We start from the raw sequence: 14702 nt of genomic DNA on the forward strand, positions 1-14702 counted from the left end.
CGCAACCAATATAATGCGCAGCAACTGCGCACACTATCATGGGAATTCGCCGGTTACGCCGCGCTCCTCCGCATTACCGCTTCCTCGCGATAAGCGATTTTATGCGCAGCTCGCCATAAGATCGCCCACGCATCGGCATAGGCGTCGTACACGCCGATCTGGTCGAGAGTGAGCTTATGTTCGAGGATGTCATACTCGACGCCGGCGAAGCTGAGCGCGCGTGCCGCATAGAGGCCCTGAGTCTTGAGGTCGCGGGAGATCAGCTCCAGCGCGGCGATTCCGCCACGGCGCAGGCTTTCGACGAACGCCTTGCGATCGGCGAACGCCGTGCCGGTCCCCCAGAGGCCGAGCCGCGTGGCATAGGCGAGGTTGTTCACGTCGGATGCGCCCGTCGCGGAGACGTAGAGGACGCGGGCGCGCGGCAGTAGGTTTTGCAGGCGAACGCCGGCGATCCCCTGATCGGACCCATCCTTTGCGCCGAAGCGGCCTTCGCCGCCGGCGACGCCCGCCATCTCGTGGGCTTCGTCGAACACGATCATGCCGTCGAAATCATCTCCCAACCAATCGAGGATCTGGCGGAGGCGCGTCCCCTTGTCGCCGCGATTGGAACGCAGCGTGGCGTAGGTGAGGAACAGCATGCCTTCGCCGGCGCCGACGGGGGTGCCGAGCTTCCACTGATTGAGATGCTGGATGTCGAGCGCGAGACCGCCGACGGCGGTCCAGTCGCGACGGGCATCCTCCAGCAGCGTTTCGGTCTTGGAGATCCAGACGTGCTTGCGGCGTCCGCGGAGCCACTGGTCGAGGATGATCGACGCGACCTGGCGCCCTTTGCCGGCGCCGGTGCCGTCGGCGAGGAAAAAGCCGGTTCGATAGGGCTTGCCCGTATCGTCGGGCGTCAGCGACAGTCCCTCCTCCACGGGCAGGAAGCGCCCGGTGAGGTCGCGCTCGAAGGCGTCGCCTGCATAGATCAGGGTCTCGAGCTGAGCGTCCGAGAGCACCTCGTCGTCGACGATGCGGGCCGGGAGCTGGGGTCGGAAGGACGGCCGCGGCGCGGTGATCGAACCCATGGCGATCGACTCCACCAGTGCGGTGGGATGCTCGGAAGCGCAGCCGATGACGATCCGGCTCGGACGATAGGGGAGGTAGATCCCGACGGCGTCGCCAACGGGTGCGGGGTCGGCCAGCACGGCATAGTCAATGTCGCGAGTAGCGGCTGCGATGATCGGGCGCGCGCCAGCTGGGGACAACAGGCGCGGGCGGGCCACCAGGCCCCCGAGAAGCGACGCCGGGCCAGCCTTCATGGAGCGGGGAGAGGGTGCGGCGATCGCCGGGGCGTTAACCGCGGTGACGTAGGCGAGGGCGGCTTCGAGCGTCTCACAGGCGACCATCCCGGCATCGCTGGGCGTTCCCTTCTCGAGCACCATGATCTTCACGGCGTGACCGGTGCCATGCTTCGCATAGGCGTTGGCCGGGAGCAGGAGGTGCAGGGACAGACCGCAGCCTTCGGTCGCGTTGATCCAGGCCCGGCTCGATGTGTCGACCCTGTCGGGAAGGATCGCGGCGCAGCGGCCTCCGGGGACAAGGCGCAGGAGGGCGGCGCGAAGGTGGCGGAACGCCGCGAGCGGGTCGGCATGGCGGCCGAGACTGCGCGAGAAGGGGGGATTGATGAGAACGGCCGTCGGGTGGATGCCTGGGGCCAGAAGGTCATGGATCAGCTCGGCATCGTGGCGCGTGACGGTCGTGTCGGGGAAGGCTGTCTGAAGCATCTCGGCCCGCGCGGGGTCGAGTTCGTTGAGCACGAGGCGGGCTCCGGCGCGGCGCGCGAAGGCTGCGAGCAGGCCAGTGCCAGCAGACGGTTCGAGGACAAGATCCAGAGGCGTGACGCGGGCCGCCAGCGCGGCCAAGTAGGCGATCGGCGCCGGCGTCGAAAATTGCTGAAGCTCGATCTGCTCTTCGCTTCGGACCGTGTGGGTAGGCAGGCTGGCGACCAGCGTGATGAGGTCGGCGAGGCATGCGGTCGGCGCGGAGGGCAGGGTAGCAGCCTGCAGGTGGAAGACCTGAGCCAGCTCCAGGACATCGTAAGCGTCGCGAAGCGACCAGCGGCCATCGGCGGCGGAGGTGCCATAGGCCTGTTCCATCACCCAAAGCAGCGTAGCGCGCTGAAGTGAGCCATTCTTGGCGATCGCCGCGGCAATGGCTTTGGCGGCGGTGATTGAGGGTTCGGCAAAGTCGAGTTCAAGGGCTGCAGCTGAGGTACGCATCGAGGAGCTCCGTTCTGTCGCCCGGTGCTCATCACCGGATCAATCAGCCGGAGGCTCCCTCTCCTCTGGAACCTTGACGGGGCAGCTAACGCCCCAGTTGCTGCCTTTCCTACCGTTTCGCTGTGATCCCGTAAGCTGCCGTTGCGACCAGTGGCATCTTCCGCCTATCATCGAGCTATGGATGACGATCGACCCGTATTGGGATCAACGGATGCAGACCGGCTGAATGGAGCGGTCGCGCTCGTCGGGTTGACCTACGGGTCCGAGAACTGCGGTCGCGTGTGGACGATTTTGAGACTCGGATGAATGTCTGACCCAGAGACCACACCCGAGATTCCAAAGTTACTTTATAAGTATCGTGCGCCAGACATCGACAAGCTGCGGCACATCTTGATTGATGACGAGCTATGGGCCTCCAATCCGACCGACTTCAACGATCCGTTCGACTGTTTTCCCTTCATCGATAAACGCGGAACATACGATGAGGCGAAGAACTGGATCGGCGTTCGACAAGGGCGCGGTGCCGCACCAGTGGGTCGCAACAAACGCCGCGCCTTCGCTCAGAGGATCGCGAAGGATGGCGTCGCAGCGATCAGCGAGAAGAGCCCGGCCGAGCTTTGGAAGGAATCGATCGCAGGTTTCGGCGTCGTGTCGTTCGCGGAGTCCTGCCAAAACATCCTTATGTGGAGCCATTACGCCCACAATCACTCGGGCGTCTGCCTCGAATTTGCCACCGCTCACGTCCCATTCAAGGGTGCAGGTAAGGTCGTCTATGATGTGAACAGGCCGGTGTTCCGGCCGCTAGACATCGACCGAACCAACCTTATGGAGCGCATCCTCCTTCGCAAGGCAGATTTTTGGGAATACGAGCAGGAATGGCGCTGTATCCAGATTAAGGAGGGCCCCGGCAAGATGCCGTTCCCGGCTGCGGCGTTGACCACGGTCATCTTGGGAGCCGCCGCAAAGCATGATTTTGTCGAAAAACTCGAATCTCTTATCACCCAACGCAAGACGCCCGTTCCCATCAAGAGGGTCGAGTTTGATCCGGAATTCTTCAAGGTTCATTTGAGACACGGCTGATCGAAGCTGAGGAGCCAATCCATCATTTGGGTATCTGCGGCTGTGACAGCTTTTCTCGGTTTACTCCCTGATACTTGGCCGACCGCTAACCGCCACTAGCTACTTTGACGCGCCCGCCAGGCATCATTCCAATCGTCATGATCCTCGGGAATGCGGCTGACAAGTTCGCGGCCATTCTCCGTCAAATGGTCGCGGGCCTTATCCAGCAGGCGTTCGGCGGCCCGTCCGCGATCGCCATAGACGATCACGCGCCGAACCTTTTCAGGAACGGCGACGAAGGCGAGCCGTTCGACGCCGCCCAGCGCCCAGGTGGGCGTCCCGAACCATTCCATCGCCGACAGCGCATCCTCGATCCCTTCGGCCAGGCCCAACTCGTCGGTGGCCGGCGCGAGCCTGATCGCCGCGGTGCCGAGCAGGCCCAGCGAGACCTTGGGCTTCGGGATCGGCTTGCGCAGCACGTCTTGCGCGTCGAGGAATGTGCGCTGGACGGCAACGACACCGAGGTCGCTCTCGACCGCAGCGATCATGGCAGGCATCGACCGCTTCTCGGCGCCGGAGCCGAGGACGGTCGCCGGGTTGAAGCGGAGCGCTCGGGGAAACGGCTCGGAGAGGCCGCGGGCGAGCAGATAGTCCTCGGCGAGGGTCCCGGCGATCGGCACGCTCGCTTTCCAGAGCCGTGTCGCGAGGGCACTCATGTCACGCTTCGGCTTGCCTTCGGGCATTGTTACGGCGGTTCGGTCGTGGAGGTGCCTGCGCTGCAGGGCCTTCATAACGTCGACGGGAGTGCAGCCGGCGAAGCAGTGAAAGAGGATGGCGGTATCGCCGAGCCGAACCGAGAGACTGGGGGTGCCATCGTTGTGGGCCGGACAGCGACATTCGCCACGGGTGCCGCGCCAGACACCGCCGAGTTTCTCGACGATGTTCTTGGCACGGATTTCAGCGTCCAGCGGGAGTCGCGCCATCGTGATCGTCCTGTGGCTCTGATAAACTTCGGTCATTCGGGCCTCCGGAAACATTGAACCGAATGGCACCCGGCATCCTCACCTCTGAGCTAACCTGGTCGATGAAAGGCGGGCAGCACCCGGGGAGGCCGGTTTGAGACGTCTCGACCGCATCCTGCAGCGGGGTTCGGGGCACAGAAACCGCGCATCCGCTCCGCGCCGCCCTAATGGCACCTGGCTGTGTCACGGCCAGAGCCCAGGACCGTGAGCAAGAGGGGAGGGCCGCCCCGAAAGATTGTGCTCCTGCCAGGCGAGGATCGTTACCCGGCAGGGCCGAGACCGTTTGCGGGCTCGGTCGCCGCCAAGCGGCGATAGAGCCGTGCCGAAGGCCGTCCACGCGCTGCATCACTCATTCTCGCTGTCGGCCTTGGCCAGGATCGAGAACGTATCCGCGACTAGCTCGGTGCGGTAAGTCACGTCATTGCCTTCGCCATGATTGTTCTCGCGGACACGCCCGGTGACGTGAACGAGATCACCCTTCCCGGCATTTTCGACCTGATTCGCGACGTTCGAGAAGCACACCACGCTGTTCCAAAGTGTGTCGGTCTTCCACTCGTCGCCATCTCGACGATTATAGTTCGCCGCTACGCTCACATACTTCACCTTTTCGCGCGGCGTAATCTTCCCGATGCGTCCGATGATCCGAAACTCGGCGATATTCTGTGGCATCTTTTCCTCCTTTGGACGTGGACAGGGAAAGCCGTTGAGATGGGGCTATTCGCCTCCGGTTTCGCGGTGCCGGAAGTGATATCGCGCCACGTTCTCGGGCGTCGCGTAGATCTGGTAGGCGTGGGTCCAGTCACGGCTGATGTCGCGCTGGGCGGTCGCGAGCGGCACGCGGTGCTCGCAAACCAGGCGCCAGAGGACGTAGGCGAGCACGTTCTTGTCGGCGGCGTTGGCCCGCCCGCGGCGGGGCTGGAGCCAGAGGTCGCGCCGATCGAGAGGCGCGCCGCCGATGGAGATCGGGATCAGATGGTCGAGTTCGTAGTCGGCCATGGTCTCGCCGGGATGCTGAAATTGCATCAGGCGGCGCTTGAGCGTCCCGGTGACAGCGTAGGGAGGGCGTGCCGATCGGGCGTATCCGGGTCGGCAGATCGTTGTGTCGATGTTCGCTTGGGTGATGGCGGGATCGATGGCGCCCGGCGTTTCGCGGGGTGGGAGGGTGCGGACCTGGTTGAAGGGCAGGATCGGGTCGCGCAACGCCTTGGAAAGACCGGTCACGGCGTCGCAGAGGGTGCCGGTTCCGGCAGCGGAGCAGCCCATCATGTCCGAGACACCGGCTGAGGACTGATCGGGCGACGGACGATGCACCAAAGCGACGGCAGCGACGACTGCCAAGCCGCCGAGAAGCGCCTTCGCCCTCAAGGTTGGCGCGCCTTGCGCCAGATATCCTCGCTGTCCTGCAGGATGGTCCATGTGGTTGACCCTGACATCTGCGTCATAGTCCAACATACAACATAGGACGATAATGGACAGTCACTTTCGACTCCGCCAGCCTGCCATGCAGCTGGCGTGACATTATTCGTCGCCGGAGAAGCGGGTATGCTGGGGCTGGGTTAGTCACAGCGTCTGCACGTAGGGACCGTCCGAGCGCTGAAGTCGCCGATCGTCGGTCCTGGAGTGAGCGCGAAGTGGAGCATGCGGGGGATCGGCGCCAAGCGGGCGCTCAATTCGCTATGCGGCGACAGCCTCGAGCATCGCTGCGGTCGGGCGGTCCCTCGGCGCCAGCACCACGACAGTGTCGGGCTTCGTCACGCGGCGCCCGCGCGTGTCGAATCGTTCCGTGTGCGGGATCACGTCTCGCAGCGATACCTTATATTCGGGAAGGTCGTCGCTGGCCTCGACTGCCTTCAGGTGCTGCTTGAACTTGGAGAGCGGCGCCGTGGAGCCGACCTTGAGGGCAAGGGCATCGAGCGGGAACTCGATCGACTCGCCTACGCAATGGCAGTGCGCGATCTCGTAGAGGCGACGCTCGATCGTCCCCAGCCGGAAGTAATCGTGGTTATAGTGATAGATGTGACCATCAAGCTGGATCGCGCGGTGAAGCCATGGGCACAAGCGGACCTTCACGACGCGCAGCTGCTGGTCGCCGTTGGGCATCTCGATATATTCGGCGGTCGCTTCCGAGAGCCAGGAGAACCAGCCCTTTTCGATCTTCGATCCGGTCTGGATGTTTGTCTTGATCTGTGTGCCCTGAAGGCGCTCGAGTGCATCGGTGAAGCGGTCGTAATCGCGCTTTGAGGGCCGGGCGACACCGGTGATCCTGAAGAAATCATGTGCGGTGAAGGTGAAGTTCTGATCGACCTCCTCCCCGCGACTAACCGCCTGGGCCATCAGCGACGCGACGTAGAGGATGATCTCTTTGTCGTACATCGTGGCGATACCGGTCGCGCTCGGCCTGATCTGGATGCTCAGCTTGCCGATCTTGAACTCAAGCTCCTTATCGATCGCAACCTTCGACAGGGCAAAGAACGGGAAATCCATCACGCTGCGCTCGCCGCGGACCTTGCCGTGGAGCGGACTGTCGGGTTCGAACAGGTTTCCCTGCCGAACGATGATGGATTGCTTGCCCGCCATGCCTTTCCCCTCGGCGCTGTTAATGTGCGACATCGAAGCATAGCGCGATTTTGCCGACGGGGCAGCTTTGCACGCAACGATCTGCCCGAAAGCACGAGTCTTTGACCGCGACTCCCGCCCTTAGCCCGGCTTCCGTGCGTCGCGCCAAAGGGGCGCGCTGGGGCGACTCGTGCTTTCGGGCATCTCGTCCCCCACGGCCCGCGATGTTTGGGCGTGCACCGCCCCTCACGACGATCTGCCCGAAAGCACGAACTGCCGGGAAACCGCACGCGCAATCTGACCGATAGACCGGGGGTCGCCGCCCGCCTGCATCGCCTTCATGTTGCCGGCGCGGCTGAGATCCTTGAGACCGTGGAACGTCCGCCCGAGGTTGAGCTCGCCCTTGGCCGCACGGCCGCTCATGCCGCGCAGGTACGCCCCCGGCCGCTCGACCTCTCCCGCCTGATACTTTCGGACCGTGGCGATAACCGAGGCCGCCGCGCCGCGCTGACCCATGATCCGGCAGGCCTCGTGCCAGGCGTGGCGGTGAATGTGGTGTTGATCGGCGAGGCGCTCGGCAAGCTGGACCAGCTCGCCCCAACCTCGGCGGCCAAGATCGAGCGAACCGCACAGTTCCGGCACGATCGACTCGATGAAGTCCAGATCGACGCCATGTTTCTCCAGGTCCTCTTCCACCTCCGACTGCGGCAGCATCGACCTCACGTCATAATCGCCACTACTCTTTTCCGCTAAGCCGCTACGGGTAACTGCTTTAGCAGTTTGGGGTTGAGTTGTAGTTGTAGAGTCGATGCAATGTGTTACATCCGCGGATGCATTATTATTGGTTTCGACGGGATGATTGAGCGCGTCGCGCTCGAGAAGTACGGCCGCGACGCGGCCTTCCAGGTCCCGGCCGCGCTGCTCGATCTGTTCGACACAGCCGGTGAGCAGCTGAACGTCTCGAACATAACGCATCTGCCGAGCGGCGCTCTGCGCCAGGGCGAGCTCTTCGTCGGCTCCGGTATTCTGGAGCGAGGCGTCCACAGCAGCCTGGGCAAGGCTGGCGGTACGCCGGCGAGCGGAGGCCAGCCGGCGCCGGAGAGCATCGATTTCCTCGTCCTCGCGAGCCCCTCGCTCGGCGATGGCCCTGAACTCGTCGATTCTCGTGCCGATCGGGCTCAGGACGATGCCGTAGGCCCATTTGATGGTGCCGTCGGGGCCTCGCGCGCCGCCACGGTTGCCGTTGGGGCTGTCCTTGTGACTGATCAGTCGGAGCGCGATCGCTCGATCGAGGAGGTTCTGGACCTGCCTGACCTTCAATCCCAGCTTGCGCGCCAGCTTGTCGTTGCGCGGCCAGACGATCGGGGTCGAGGCCGCCCGCCAGTCCTCGGGCTTCGTCCAGGCGAACAGCACGTCGACCAGCTGCACGACGCTTGGAGGGACGTTGAGATAGGCTGCCGCTCGCTTGAAGGCGGCGAGCGCCTGCCCGGGTCCATTGCCCTCAGGCAGGCCGCGAAATGCCTGTGCGGCGCGTTCGGCCTCGGCCGCGGCGCCATCGAAGCGGCGGAAGCCGGCGCCCGGATGATAGGCGTAGGTCATCGTTCGGTAACTCCCCTTGTCGGAGCCCGTGCGGACACACAAAGCCGTGGCGCCTGATGCGCACTTTCGCTTGTGATTTGAGGGGCGTTCCGCTAGGGAGTGATTGTCACCTCGCTCCTAGTGGGCACCCCGAAAAGCCCGGCCTCGCGCCGGGTTTTTCATGTCAGCACAGCATCTCCCTGCACGATCGTGGCGCCGTCGAGACGTGCGTCCTCGGCCGGCGGCGCGACCCCTTTCCGTGTCTCAGGACCTCCCGGTCCGAATCGACGAATGTCACGCAAGCTGATTGTTACCGACAGGGGAGGGGGCCGACGCCGCCGGATGCTCGTGCTATCGGGCAGATCGCCGGAAAAATGTTCGTGCTTTCGAGCAGAGCGTCCCGTTGGACGGTGAGCGCAGCCGCTCGCGGCTCGTGCTTTCGGGCAGAACGTCTCGATTCCGGCGCCTCGTGGGGATATGGCGGAGGCGATGTTCCTGGTCCGGGTTCGGGCTTATGGGTCGAAAGAGCACGATTCCCGGAACTTGTGTTGCGATCTTACGGGCATGTTGCCGAGATTGCAGCAGAGCCCATAGCGTCTCAACCTATTGATGTTGCCGAGATCGTGAGGCCAGGATGGGGTCAGTTGATCTCACTCTGTTCCGCTAAATCCGGCACATTTTGGGGGACCGATCGTGTCACTGACCACGCTCAAAGTCCGCCATGCCAAGCCCGGTCGGCACGCCGATGCGCACGGGCTCTACCTGCATGTTCGGGAGAGCGGCGCGCGATCCTGGGTGCTGCGCATCCAGCATCGGGGCAGCCGCCGCGACTTCGGCCTTGGCCCGGTTCACGAGGTGTCGCTCGCCGAAACCCGCGCACTCGCCGCGGAGCTGCGCAAGCAGGTGCGCACCGGGCTTGAGCCACAGCGCGAGCGACCGGGACGCCGGCGGTCCGCTCCGACCTTCGAGAGCGTGGCACGCGACTGCTAAAGCCCTGCGCGGCGGCTGGAAGGACCAGCGCCACGCCTCCTGGTTGTCGAGCTTCGAGCGCCATGTGTTTCCGCGCATCGGCAAGACGCCGAGCGATCGCGTCGACAGCGCGGCGGTGCTGAACGTGCTCGAGCCGGTATGGCTGTCCATCCCGGATACTGCGCGACGCATCCTGCAGCGGATCGGGGCGGTGCTGGACTTCGCGCACATCAAGGGCCTCGTACCGGAAGAGGTATCGCTGCGTTCGGTGACCCGCGGCCTGCCGCGCCAGAGTCGACAGGTCACCCATCGCGCCGCCATGACTTATGGCGACATCCCGGCGTTCATGCGGGTGCTGGCGGCGCTGCCACCCGCCGTCGGTCGCGACGCGCTCAAGCTGACCGTGCTGACAGCCGTCCGCTCAAACGAGACAAGGTACGCGACGTGGGGCGAGTTCGACTTGGGGGCCGGTACATGGTCGATCCCGGCGCGCGCATGAAGATGAAGGAGCCGCACGTCGTGCCGCTCGCGCCGCCGACCGTGGCATTGCTCCGCGACCTCAAGCTCCGCCGGATGGGTGTGTCGGAGCAGACCTTCTACCGGTGGAAGAAGGTGTACGGCGGGCTCGGCGTCGGCGGGCTGCGGCGGGTGAAGCAGCTCGAGGACGAGAACCGCAAGCTCAAGCAGCTGGTCGCAGACCTGAGTCTCGACAAGCACATCCTGCAGGACGTTCTGCCAAAAAGTTCTGGCGCCTGGGCGGCGGCGCGAGATCGTCGCGCACGTCCAGGCGTCTCATGGTGTCAGCGAACGGCGCGGGTGCGTGGCGCTCGGCGTCGATCGTTCGTCGGTGCGGTACGTGCCGCATATGTCAACGGGCACCGAAGTTTCCCCGATTGTGGGCGTTTAAATTCCCTGGTTTGGCGGCGGGTCAGGGATCGGTGATCAGCCGGTCTGGTGATCGTCGTTTTCCTTTTTCGGCGGCGTCCGCGCCGCTTAGGCTCGGCGGGCAGAGGTAGTGCCCCATGGCGTGGTGTAGGAACACCGATCCTCGGCAGGGTCCAAGGATGATCAGGCTGCCAGTGCTGGCAGGCTGATGCGTGGGTTATCGCTCAAGGTGCCGATTGTTTCCAGCGTCATGTAGCGACGCGACACCGACCACTCGTCGTTCTGCTCGAGCATGAGTGCGCCGACGAGGCGGATGACCGCGGCGGTGTTGGGGAAGATGCCGATGACGTCGGCCCGGCGCTTGATCTCCTTGTTGACGCGTTCGAGCGGGTTGGTCGACGAGATCTGTGCCCAATGCTCCTTGGGGAACGCCATGTAGGCGAGCACCTCTTCGCGCGAGCCGTCCATCATCACGGCGAGCTTCTCGTATCGCTCGCGCAACGCATCGGCGACGTGGCGCCACTGCTCGTGGGCGTCGTCAGCGTTCTCCTGGGCGAAGATCGTCTTCAGCATGGCGACGACGGCGGGGCGCTGCTTGGCACCGACATGGGCCAGCGCGTTGCGCATCCAGTGCACCCGGCAGCGTTGTTGCGTCGCGTTGAACACCTTGCCTGCGGCGCTGCGCAGCCCTTTGTGATCGTCGGAGATGACGAGCTTGACGCCGCGCAGCCCGCGATCGGCGAGCGCGCGCAGGAAGCTCTTCCAGAAGGGTTCGGCCTCGGACGGGCCGCTCGCGACGCCGAGCACTTCGCGCTTGGCGAGCGTGTTGACGCCCACTGCCACTATCACCGCGGTCGAGACGATCCGGCCGCCCTCGCGCTCCTTCAGGTAGGTGGCGTCGATCCACAGGTATGGCCACTCGCCTTCGATCGGGCGGTTGAGGAAGGCGTTCACCCGCTCGTCGATCTCGGTGATCAGCCGGCTCACCTGGCTCTTCGAGACGCCGGTGCCGCCCATCGCCTTCACCAGGTCGTCGACCGAGCGCGTCGAGATGCCCTGGATGTAGGCCTCCTGGATCACCGCCACCAACGCCTTCTCCGCCGTGCGGCGCGGCTCCAGGAAGCTCGGGAAGTAGCTGCCCTTCCTCAGCTTGGGGACCGACAGCTCGATCCGGCCCGCACGCGTGTCCCAGTTGCGTTCACGGTAGCCGTTGCGATGGTTCAGGCGGTCGGGCGAGCGGGTGCCTGCCGGCGCTCCCGTCTTTGCCTCGATCTCCAGGTCCATCATGCGCTCGGCGGCGAACGCTAGCATCTCGCGCACCAGGTCAGCATCCGCCTCTTGCTCGACCAGCTCGAGCAGGGCCATCTTGGCATCGGTCATCGTCGTCTTCTCCAGGTTCGAGTTCGCATCCGAACCCTAGCCGAAGACCGGCGATGGCCACCTCATCCGGGGCCGCTTCCTACACCACGTCCGGGGGCACTACCCGGGCAGATTTACGAGATGGCTGGCGCGCAGGTTTTCGGGGATGAGCGCGGCATGCTCGCGCGTGCGGTAACTCGAGCCTTCGATCTGGATGACGACGGCGTGGTGGAGGAGTCGATCGAGTAGCGCGGTGGCGACGACCGGGCTGCCGAAGATGTCGCCCCATTCGGCAAAGCCGCGGTTCGAAGTGAGGATCATGGCGCCCTTTTCGTATCGAGCGTTGACCAGCTGGAAGAACAGGTCCCGCCACCGGGCGTCACCGGCAGGTAGCCGATCTCGTCGACGACGAGCAGCGAGGCGCGGCAGAGGAAGCGGATGCGTTCGCGCAGGGGGCCTTCGCGTTCGGCCTTGGCGAGCTGCGCGACGAGGTCGGCGAGCGGGATGAAGTAGACAAGCTTGCCGGCACGCACCGCCTCGACGGCGAGTGCGGTGGCGAGGTGGCTCTTGCCGGTTCCCGGCGGCCCGAGGAGATGGACGACCTCGGCGCGGGGGATGAAGTCGAGCCCGGCGAGCGCCATGATTCGGTTGCGGTCGAGCGACGGCTGGAACGAGAAGTCGAAGCCGGCGAGCGTCTTGACCACTGGCAGCCGCGCCATGCGCAGCGCCGCCTTGATCCTTCGGTTCTCGCGTAGCGACAGCTCCTCGAGCAGCAGCTCGTCGAGCGCTTCGATGCCATCGATCTGGCCCTGCTCGATCCGGCGCAGCGTCGCGTCGAGCATCTCGAGTGAGCGGCTCGTGGCCGGCCGCACCCGGCTGATCAACCAGCTTCGTGCGGTTCTGCTCGAGCGCGCCATCATCCTGACGAAGCGGCGCTCATGCTTGGCGAAGAGGCTTGACGAGTTGATGGAGGATGGCGCGCTGGCGATCAGGTTGTTGCGGGATCTTCGGAACGAGTGGGCGAGCCTCGACCGGCGGATCGGCAGCTACGACGATGAGTTGGCGGCGTTGACCCGAGACGACGAGCAGGCGAGGCGGCTGGCGACGATCCCGGGGATCGGCGTGATCAACGCTACCGCGCTCCTCGCCGCGGTCGGCGACGCGTCCGCGTTCGCCAAGGGTCGCGATCTTGCGGCGTGGCTCGGGCTGACGCCACGGCAGCACTCAACCGGCGGGAGGACCAAGCTGCTGGGAATCAGCAAGCGGGGCAACAAGTATCTTCGCACGCAGCTGATCCACGGCGCGCGAGCCGCCTTGGTCCACTTCTCGAAGAAGCTCACGCCGGTCGGCGCGTGGGTGCGTCAGATGCTCACCCGCGCTCACCCCAACGTCGTGGTCGTGGCACTCGCCGCCCAGCTGGCGGGTACAGCGTGGGCGGTGCTGCGAAACGGCCAGAATTACGAGGATGGGGCCGCCTGGCCTGAAGAGGTTAGCGGCCGGCCTTCGGCCTCGCCGCTCACGATGTCTGTGGAGGTGAGGACAGATGGCGTAACGGTCGAACCGGCGCCGCGGCAGCCTGGCGAAAAATGTGGTGCTCGACAACGCGATCTTTATGAGGCCCGGAGTGCGCGGAACCCATCTTAGCCAGGGCTCATGCCCTGAGACCCGATACGTTGATGCAGACCAGCACGCCGTCCAACATCACCCTTGCAGACGGGGCGGGCCATACGTTTTCTGGCAAGCGGAGGAGAGGTTGAGGATGTTAAGTAGCGACCTGAGGCCAATTTGCTCGGGCGGGCGAGGGATCAGGCATCCGTCGAATTCAAACGCATCCGTATTAACACCTATGTCGGCATTGCTTTGTCGAATGCGGTCGCTTTGTTCATCATCCTGGCCACCGCCGCGACGCTGCAAGCGCATGGCACCACCGATATTCAAACGTCGTCGCAGGCGGCCGACGCGCTCAGGCCGATAGCAGGGCGGTTTGCGTTCCTCGTCTTCGCGGTAGGGATCATCGGCACCGGCATGCTCGCTCTACCGGTGTTCGCGGCATCTTATCCCTCAAGTTCCTTTTCGAGCGCGTCGAGGACGCGGTAACAGGGGAGAACCTGCCCGACCGAACTGCTCGGCTCGCGCCCCTCGCGGATCGCGGCGATGAACTCACGGTCCTGCAGCTCGATGCCATTGTTAGATACCGCGACGCCCGAAAGATCGATCGCCTCCTCCTTGCCCGTCACCAGATCGTCGTAGCGCGCGATCCAGGTGCCGTTATCGCAAATGTAGCGGAAGAAAGTGCCGAACGGGCCGTCGTTGTTGAAGGACAAAGACAGTGTGCAGATCGCATCGCTCTCGCTTTTGAGCTGGATCGCCATGTCCATCGCGATGCCGAGCTCGGGATGACGCGCGCCTTGCAGCGCGTTGGCCTGCACGATCGGTCCCGCCTGATAGGCGAAGAGATCGACGGTGTGCGCGGCGTGGTGCCACAGCAGGTGATCGGTCCAGCTGCGCGGCTGGCCAAGCGCGTTCAAGTTCTTGCGGCGAAAGAAATAGGTCTGGACGTCCATCTGTTGGAGGGCGATCTCGCCTGCGTCGATCCTATCGTGGATATATTGGTGCGAGGGATTGAAGCGGCGGGTGTGGCCGACCATTGCGACAAGGCCGGTCTCCCGCTGCTTGGCCAGCACCGCCTCGCCCTCGGCGAGGCTGTCACACAGCGGAATCTCGACTTGGACGTGCTTGCCCGCCTCGAGGCAGGCGATGGTCTGGCCGGCATGCATCTGCGTCGGCGTGCAAAGGATCACCGCGTCGACGTCGTCGCGGGCCAAGGCATCCGCGAGCTCGGTCGAGTGATGCTTCGCGCCGTACTTGGCCGCGACGTCTGCTGCCTGCCCCGCAGTGCGGCTGATGATCGATACGATTTCGACATCGGGGATGTTCTTGAGGCCATCGAGATGCTTGATTCCGAACGCGCCGGCGCCGGCGAGGGCGATGCGGGTCATGATCTTTCCTTTGC

14 protein-coding genes and 2 pseudogenes are annotated in these 14702 nt (G+C 64.5%); 7 read left to right on the plus strand and 9 right to left on the minus strand.

Features of this window, described 5'->3' with window-relative positions:
* Positions 1–53: 53 nt before the first annotated feature.
* Positions 54–1904 carry a strawberry notch family protein gene (locus ASE22_RS06400; protein ID WP_235538122.1) on the minus strand — a complete coding sequence of 617 codons (1851 nt, stop codon included), beginning with the start codon at positions 1902–1904 and terminating at the stop codon, positions 54–56.
* A gap of 27 nt (positions 1905–1931) precedes the next feature.
* Between ASE22_RS06400 and ASE22_RS27500 the strand changes: the two genes are divergently transcribed.
* Both ASE22_RS27500 and ASE22_RS06405 read left to right on the plus strand, forming a co-directional pair.
* The gene (locus ASE22_RS27500; RefSeq protein WP_235538123.1) at positions 1932–2168 is read left to right on the plus strand and encodes a hypothetical protein; all 237 of its coding nucleotides are present in this window, start codon (positions 1932–1934) and stop codon (positions 2166–2168) included.
* A gap of 399 nt (positions 2169–2567) precedes the next feature.
* On the plus strand, positions 2568–3341 hold the full coding sequence (locus tag ASE22_RS06405) for a DUF2971 domain-containing protein (protein ID WP_056356504.1): 774 nt from the start codon (positions 2568–2570) through the stop codon (positions 3339–3341).
* A gap of 95 nt (positions 3342–3436) precedes the next feature.
* On the opposite strand, the gene ASE22_RS06410 is transcribed toward ASE22_RS06405, so the two are convergent.
* The 5 genes from ASE22_RS06410 to repC all read right to left on the minus strand — a co-directional run bounded on the left by ASE22_RS06410 (position 3437) and on the right by repC (position 8497).
* Entirely contained in the window at positions 3437–4339 is a 903-nt protein-coding gene (locus ASE22_RS06410) for a DUF7146 domain-containing protein (protein WP_082591510.1), read from the minus strand.
* A gap of 348 nt (positions 4340–4687) precedes the next feature.
* Complete coding sequence (locus ASE22_RS06415; protein WP_056356506.1) at positions 4688–5011, minus strand: single-stranded DNA-binding protein; 324 nt, start codon at positions 5009–5011, stop codon at positions 4688–4690.
* A 45-nt stretch (positions 5012–5056) separates the two neighbouring features.
* Positions 5057–5794: a hypothetical protein gene (locus ASE22_RS27505; protein ID WP_235538124.1), complete on the minus strand. Its 738-nt coding sequence runs from the start codon at positions 5792–5794 to the stop codon at positions 5057–5059.
* 222 nt (positions 5795–6016) lie between these two features.
* Positions 6017–6919 (minus strand): replication initiator protein A, encoded by a 903-nt coding sequence (locus ASE22_RS06425; RefSeq protein ID WP_056356508.1) that lies wholly within the window; start codon positions 6917–6919, stop codon positions 6017–6019.
* A 225-nt stretch (positions 6920–7144) separates the two neighbouring features.
* Entirely contained in the window at positions 7145–8497 is a 1353-nt protein-coding gene (gene repC / locus ASE22_RS06430; protein ID WP_056356511.1) for a plasmid replication protein RepC, read from the minus strand.
* Between the two features lie 672 nt (positions 8498–9169).
* Between repC and ASE22_RS27510 the strand changes: the two genes are divergently transcribed.
* The 3 genes and pseudogenes from ASE22_RS27510 to ASE22_RS27980 form a co-directional block, all read left to right on the plus strand.
* Complete coding sequence (locus tag ASE22_RS27510; protein WP_056384077.1) at positions 9170–9466, plus strand: Arm DNA-binding domain-containing protein; 297 nt, start codon at positions 9170–9172, stop codon at positions 9464–9466.
* Positions 9393–9944 carry a tyrosine-type recombinase/integrase gene (locus tag ASE22_RS27515; RefSeq protein ID WP_414819873.1) on the plus strand — a complete coding sequence of 184 codons (552 nt, stop codon included), beginning with the start codon at positions 9393–9395 and terminating at the stop codon, positions 9942–9944. The genes ASE22_RS27510 and ASE22_RS27515 overlap by 74 nt, the downstream gene beginning before the upstream one ends.
* A 68-nt stretch (positions 9945–10012) precedes the next feature.
* A pseudogene (locus ASE22_RS27980) lies at positions 10013–10200 on the plus strand (transposase); the annotation flags it as partial.
* A 313-nt stretch (positions 10201–10513) separates the two neighbouring features.
* On the opposite strand, the gene ASE22_RS06450 reads toward ASE22_RS27980, so the two are convergent.
* Positions 10514–11710: an IS256 family transposase gene (locus ASE22_RS06450; RefSeq protein ID WP_056356516.1), complete on the minus strand. Its 1197-nt coding sequence runs from the start codon at positions 11708–11710 to the stop codon at positions 10514–10516.
* Between the two features lie 99 nt (positions 11711–11809).
* Positions 11810–12609 (minus strand): annotated as a pseudogene (gene istB / locus ASE22_RS06455) (IS21-like element helper ATPase IstB).
* On the opposite strand from istB, the gene ASE22_RS06460 reads away from it, so the two are divergent.
* Together ASE22_RS06460 and ASE22_RS27270 are read left to right on the plus strand one after the other, a co-directional pair.
* Positions 12548–13333, plus strand: coding sequence for an IS110 family transposase (locus ASE22_RS06460; RefSeq protein ID WP_056356518.1), 786 nt, complete (start codon positions 12548–12550; stop codon positions 13331–13333). The pseudogene istB and the gene ASE22_RS06460 overlap by 62 nt on opposite strands.
* A 141-nt stretch (positions 13334–13474) precedes the next feature.
* On the plus strand, positions 13475–13786 hold the full coding sequence (locus ASE22_RS27270) for a divalent metal cation transporter (RefSeq protein WP_056356519.1): 312 nt from the start codon (positions 13475–13477) through the stop codon (positions 13784–13786).
* On the opposite strand, the gene ASE22_RS06470 is transcribed toward ASE22_RS27270, so the two are convergent.
* Positions 13744–14688 (minus strand): Gfo/Idh/MocA family oxidoreductase, encoded by a 945-nt coding sequence (locus ASE22_RS06470; protein WP_056356521.1) that lies wholly within the window; start codon positions 14686–14688, stop codon positions 13744–13746. The two genes, ASE22_RS27270 and ASE22_RS06470, sit on opposite strands and share 43 nt — an antisense overlap.
* Positions 14689–14702 lie beyond the last annotated feature (14 nt).

It is taken from the genome of Sphingomonas sp. Root720 (assembly GCF_001428605.1).
Taxonomy (GTDB): domain Bacteria; phylum Pseudomonadota; class Alphaproteobacteria; order Sphingomonadales; family Sphingomonadaceae; genus Rhizorhabdus.

Excerpts from the sequence above, each read along its gene's own strand:
- ASE22_RS06450 (WP_056356516.1), bottom strand. The coding sequence starts at position 11,710 with ATGACCGATGCCAAGATGGCCCTGCTCGAGCTGGTCGAGCAAGAGGCG.
- ASE22_RS06410 (WP_082591510.1), bottom strand. The coding sequence starts at position 4,339 with ATGACCGAAGTTTATCAGAGCCACAGGACGATCACGATGGCGCGACTC.
- ASE22_RS06415 (WP_056356506.1), bottom strand. The coding sequence starts at position 5,011 with ATGCCACAGAATATCGCCGAGTTTCGGATCATCGGACGCATCGGGAAG.
- repC (WP_056356511.1), bottom strand. The coding sequence starts at position 8,497 with ATGACCTACGCCTATCATCCGGGCGCCGGCTTCCGCCGCTTCGATGGC.
- ASE22_RS06425 (WP_056356508.1), bottom strand. The coding sequence starts at position 6,919 with ATGGCGGGCAAGCAATCCATCATCGTTCGGCAGGGAAACCTGTTCGAA.
- ASE22_RS06470 (WP_056356521.1), bottom strand. The coding sequence starts at position 14,688 with ATGACCCGCATCGCCCTCGCCGGCGCCGGCGCGTTCGGAATCAAGCAT.
- ASE22_RS27505 (WP_235538124.1), bottom strand. The coding sequence starts at position 5,794 with ATGTTGGACTATGACGCAGATGTCAGGGTCAACCACATGGACCATCCT.
- ASE22_RS06405 (WP_056356504.1), top strand. The coding sequence starts at position 2,568 with ATGTCTGACCCAGAGACCACACCCGAGATTCCAAAGTTACTTTATAAG.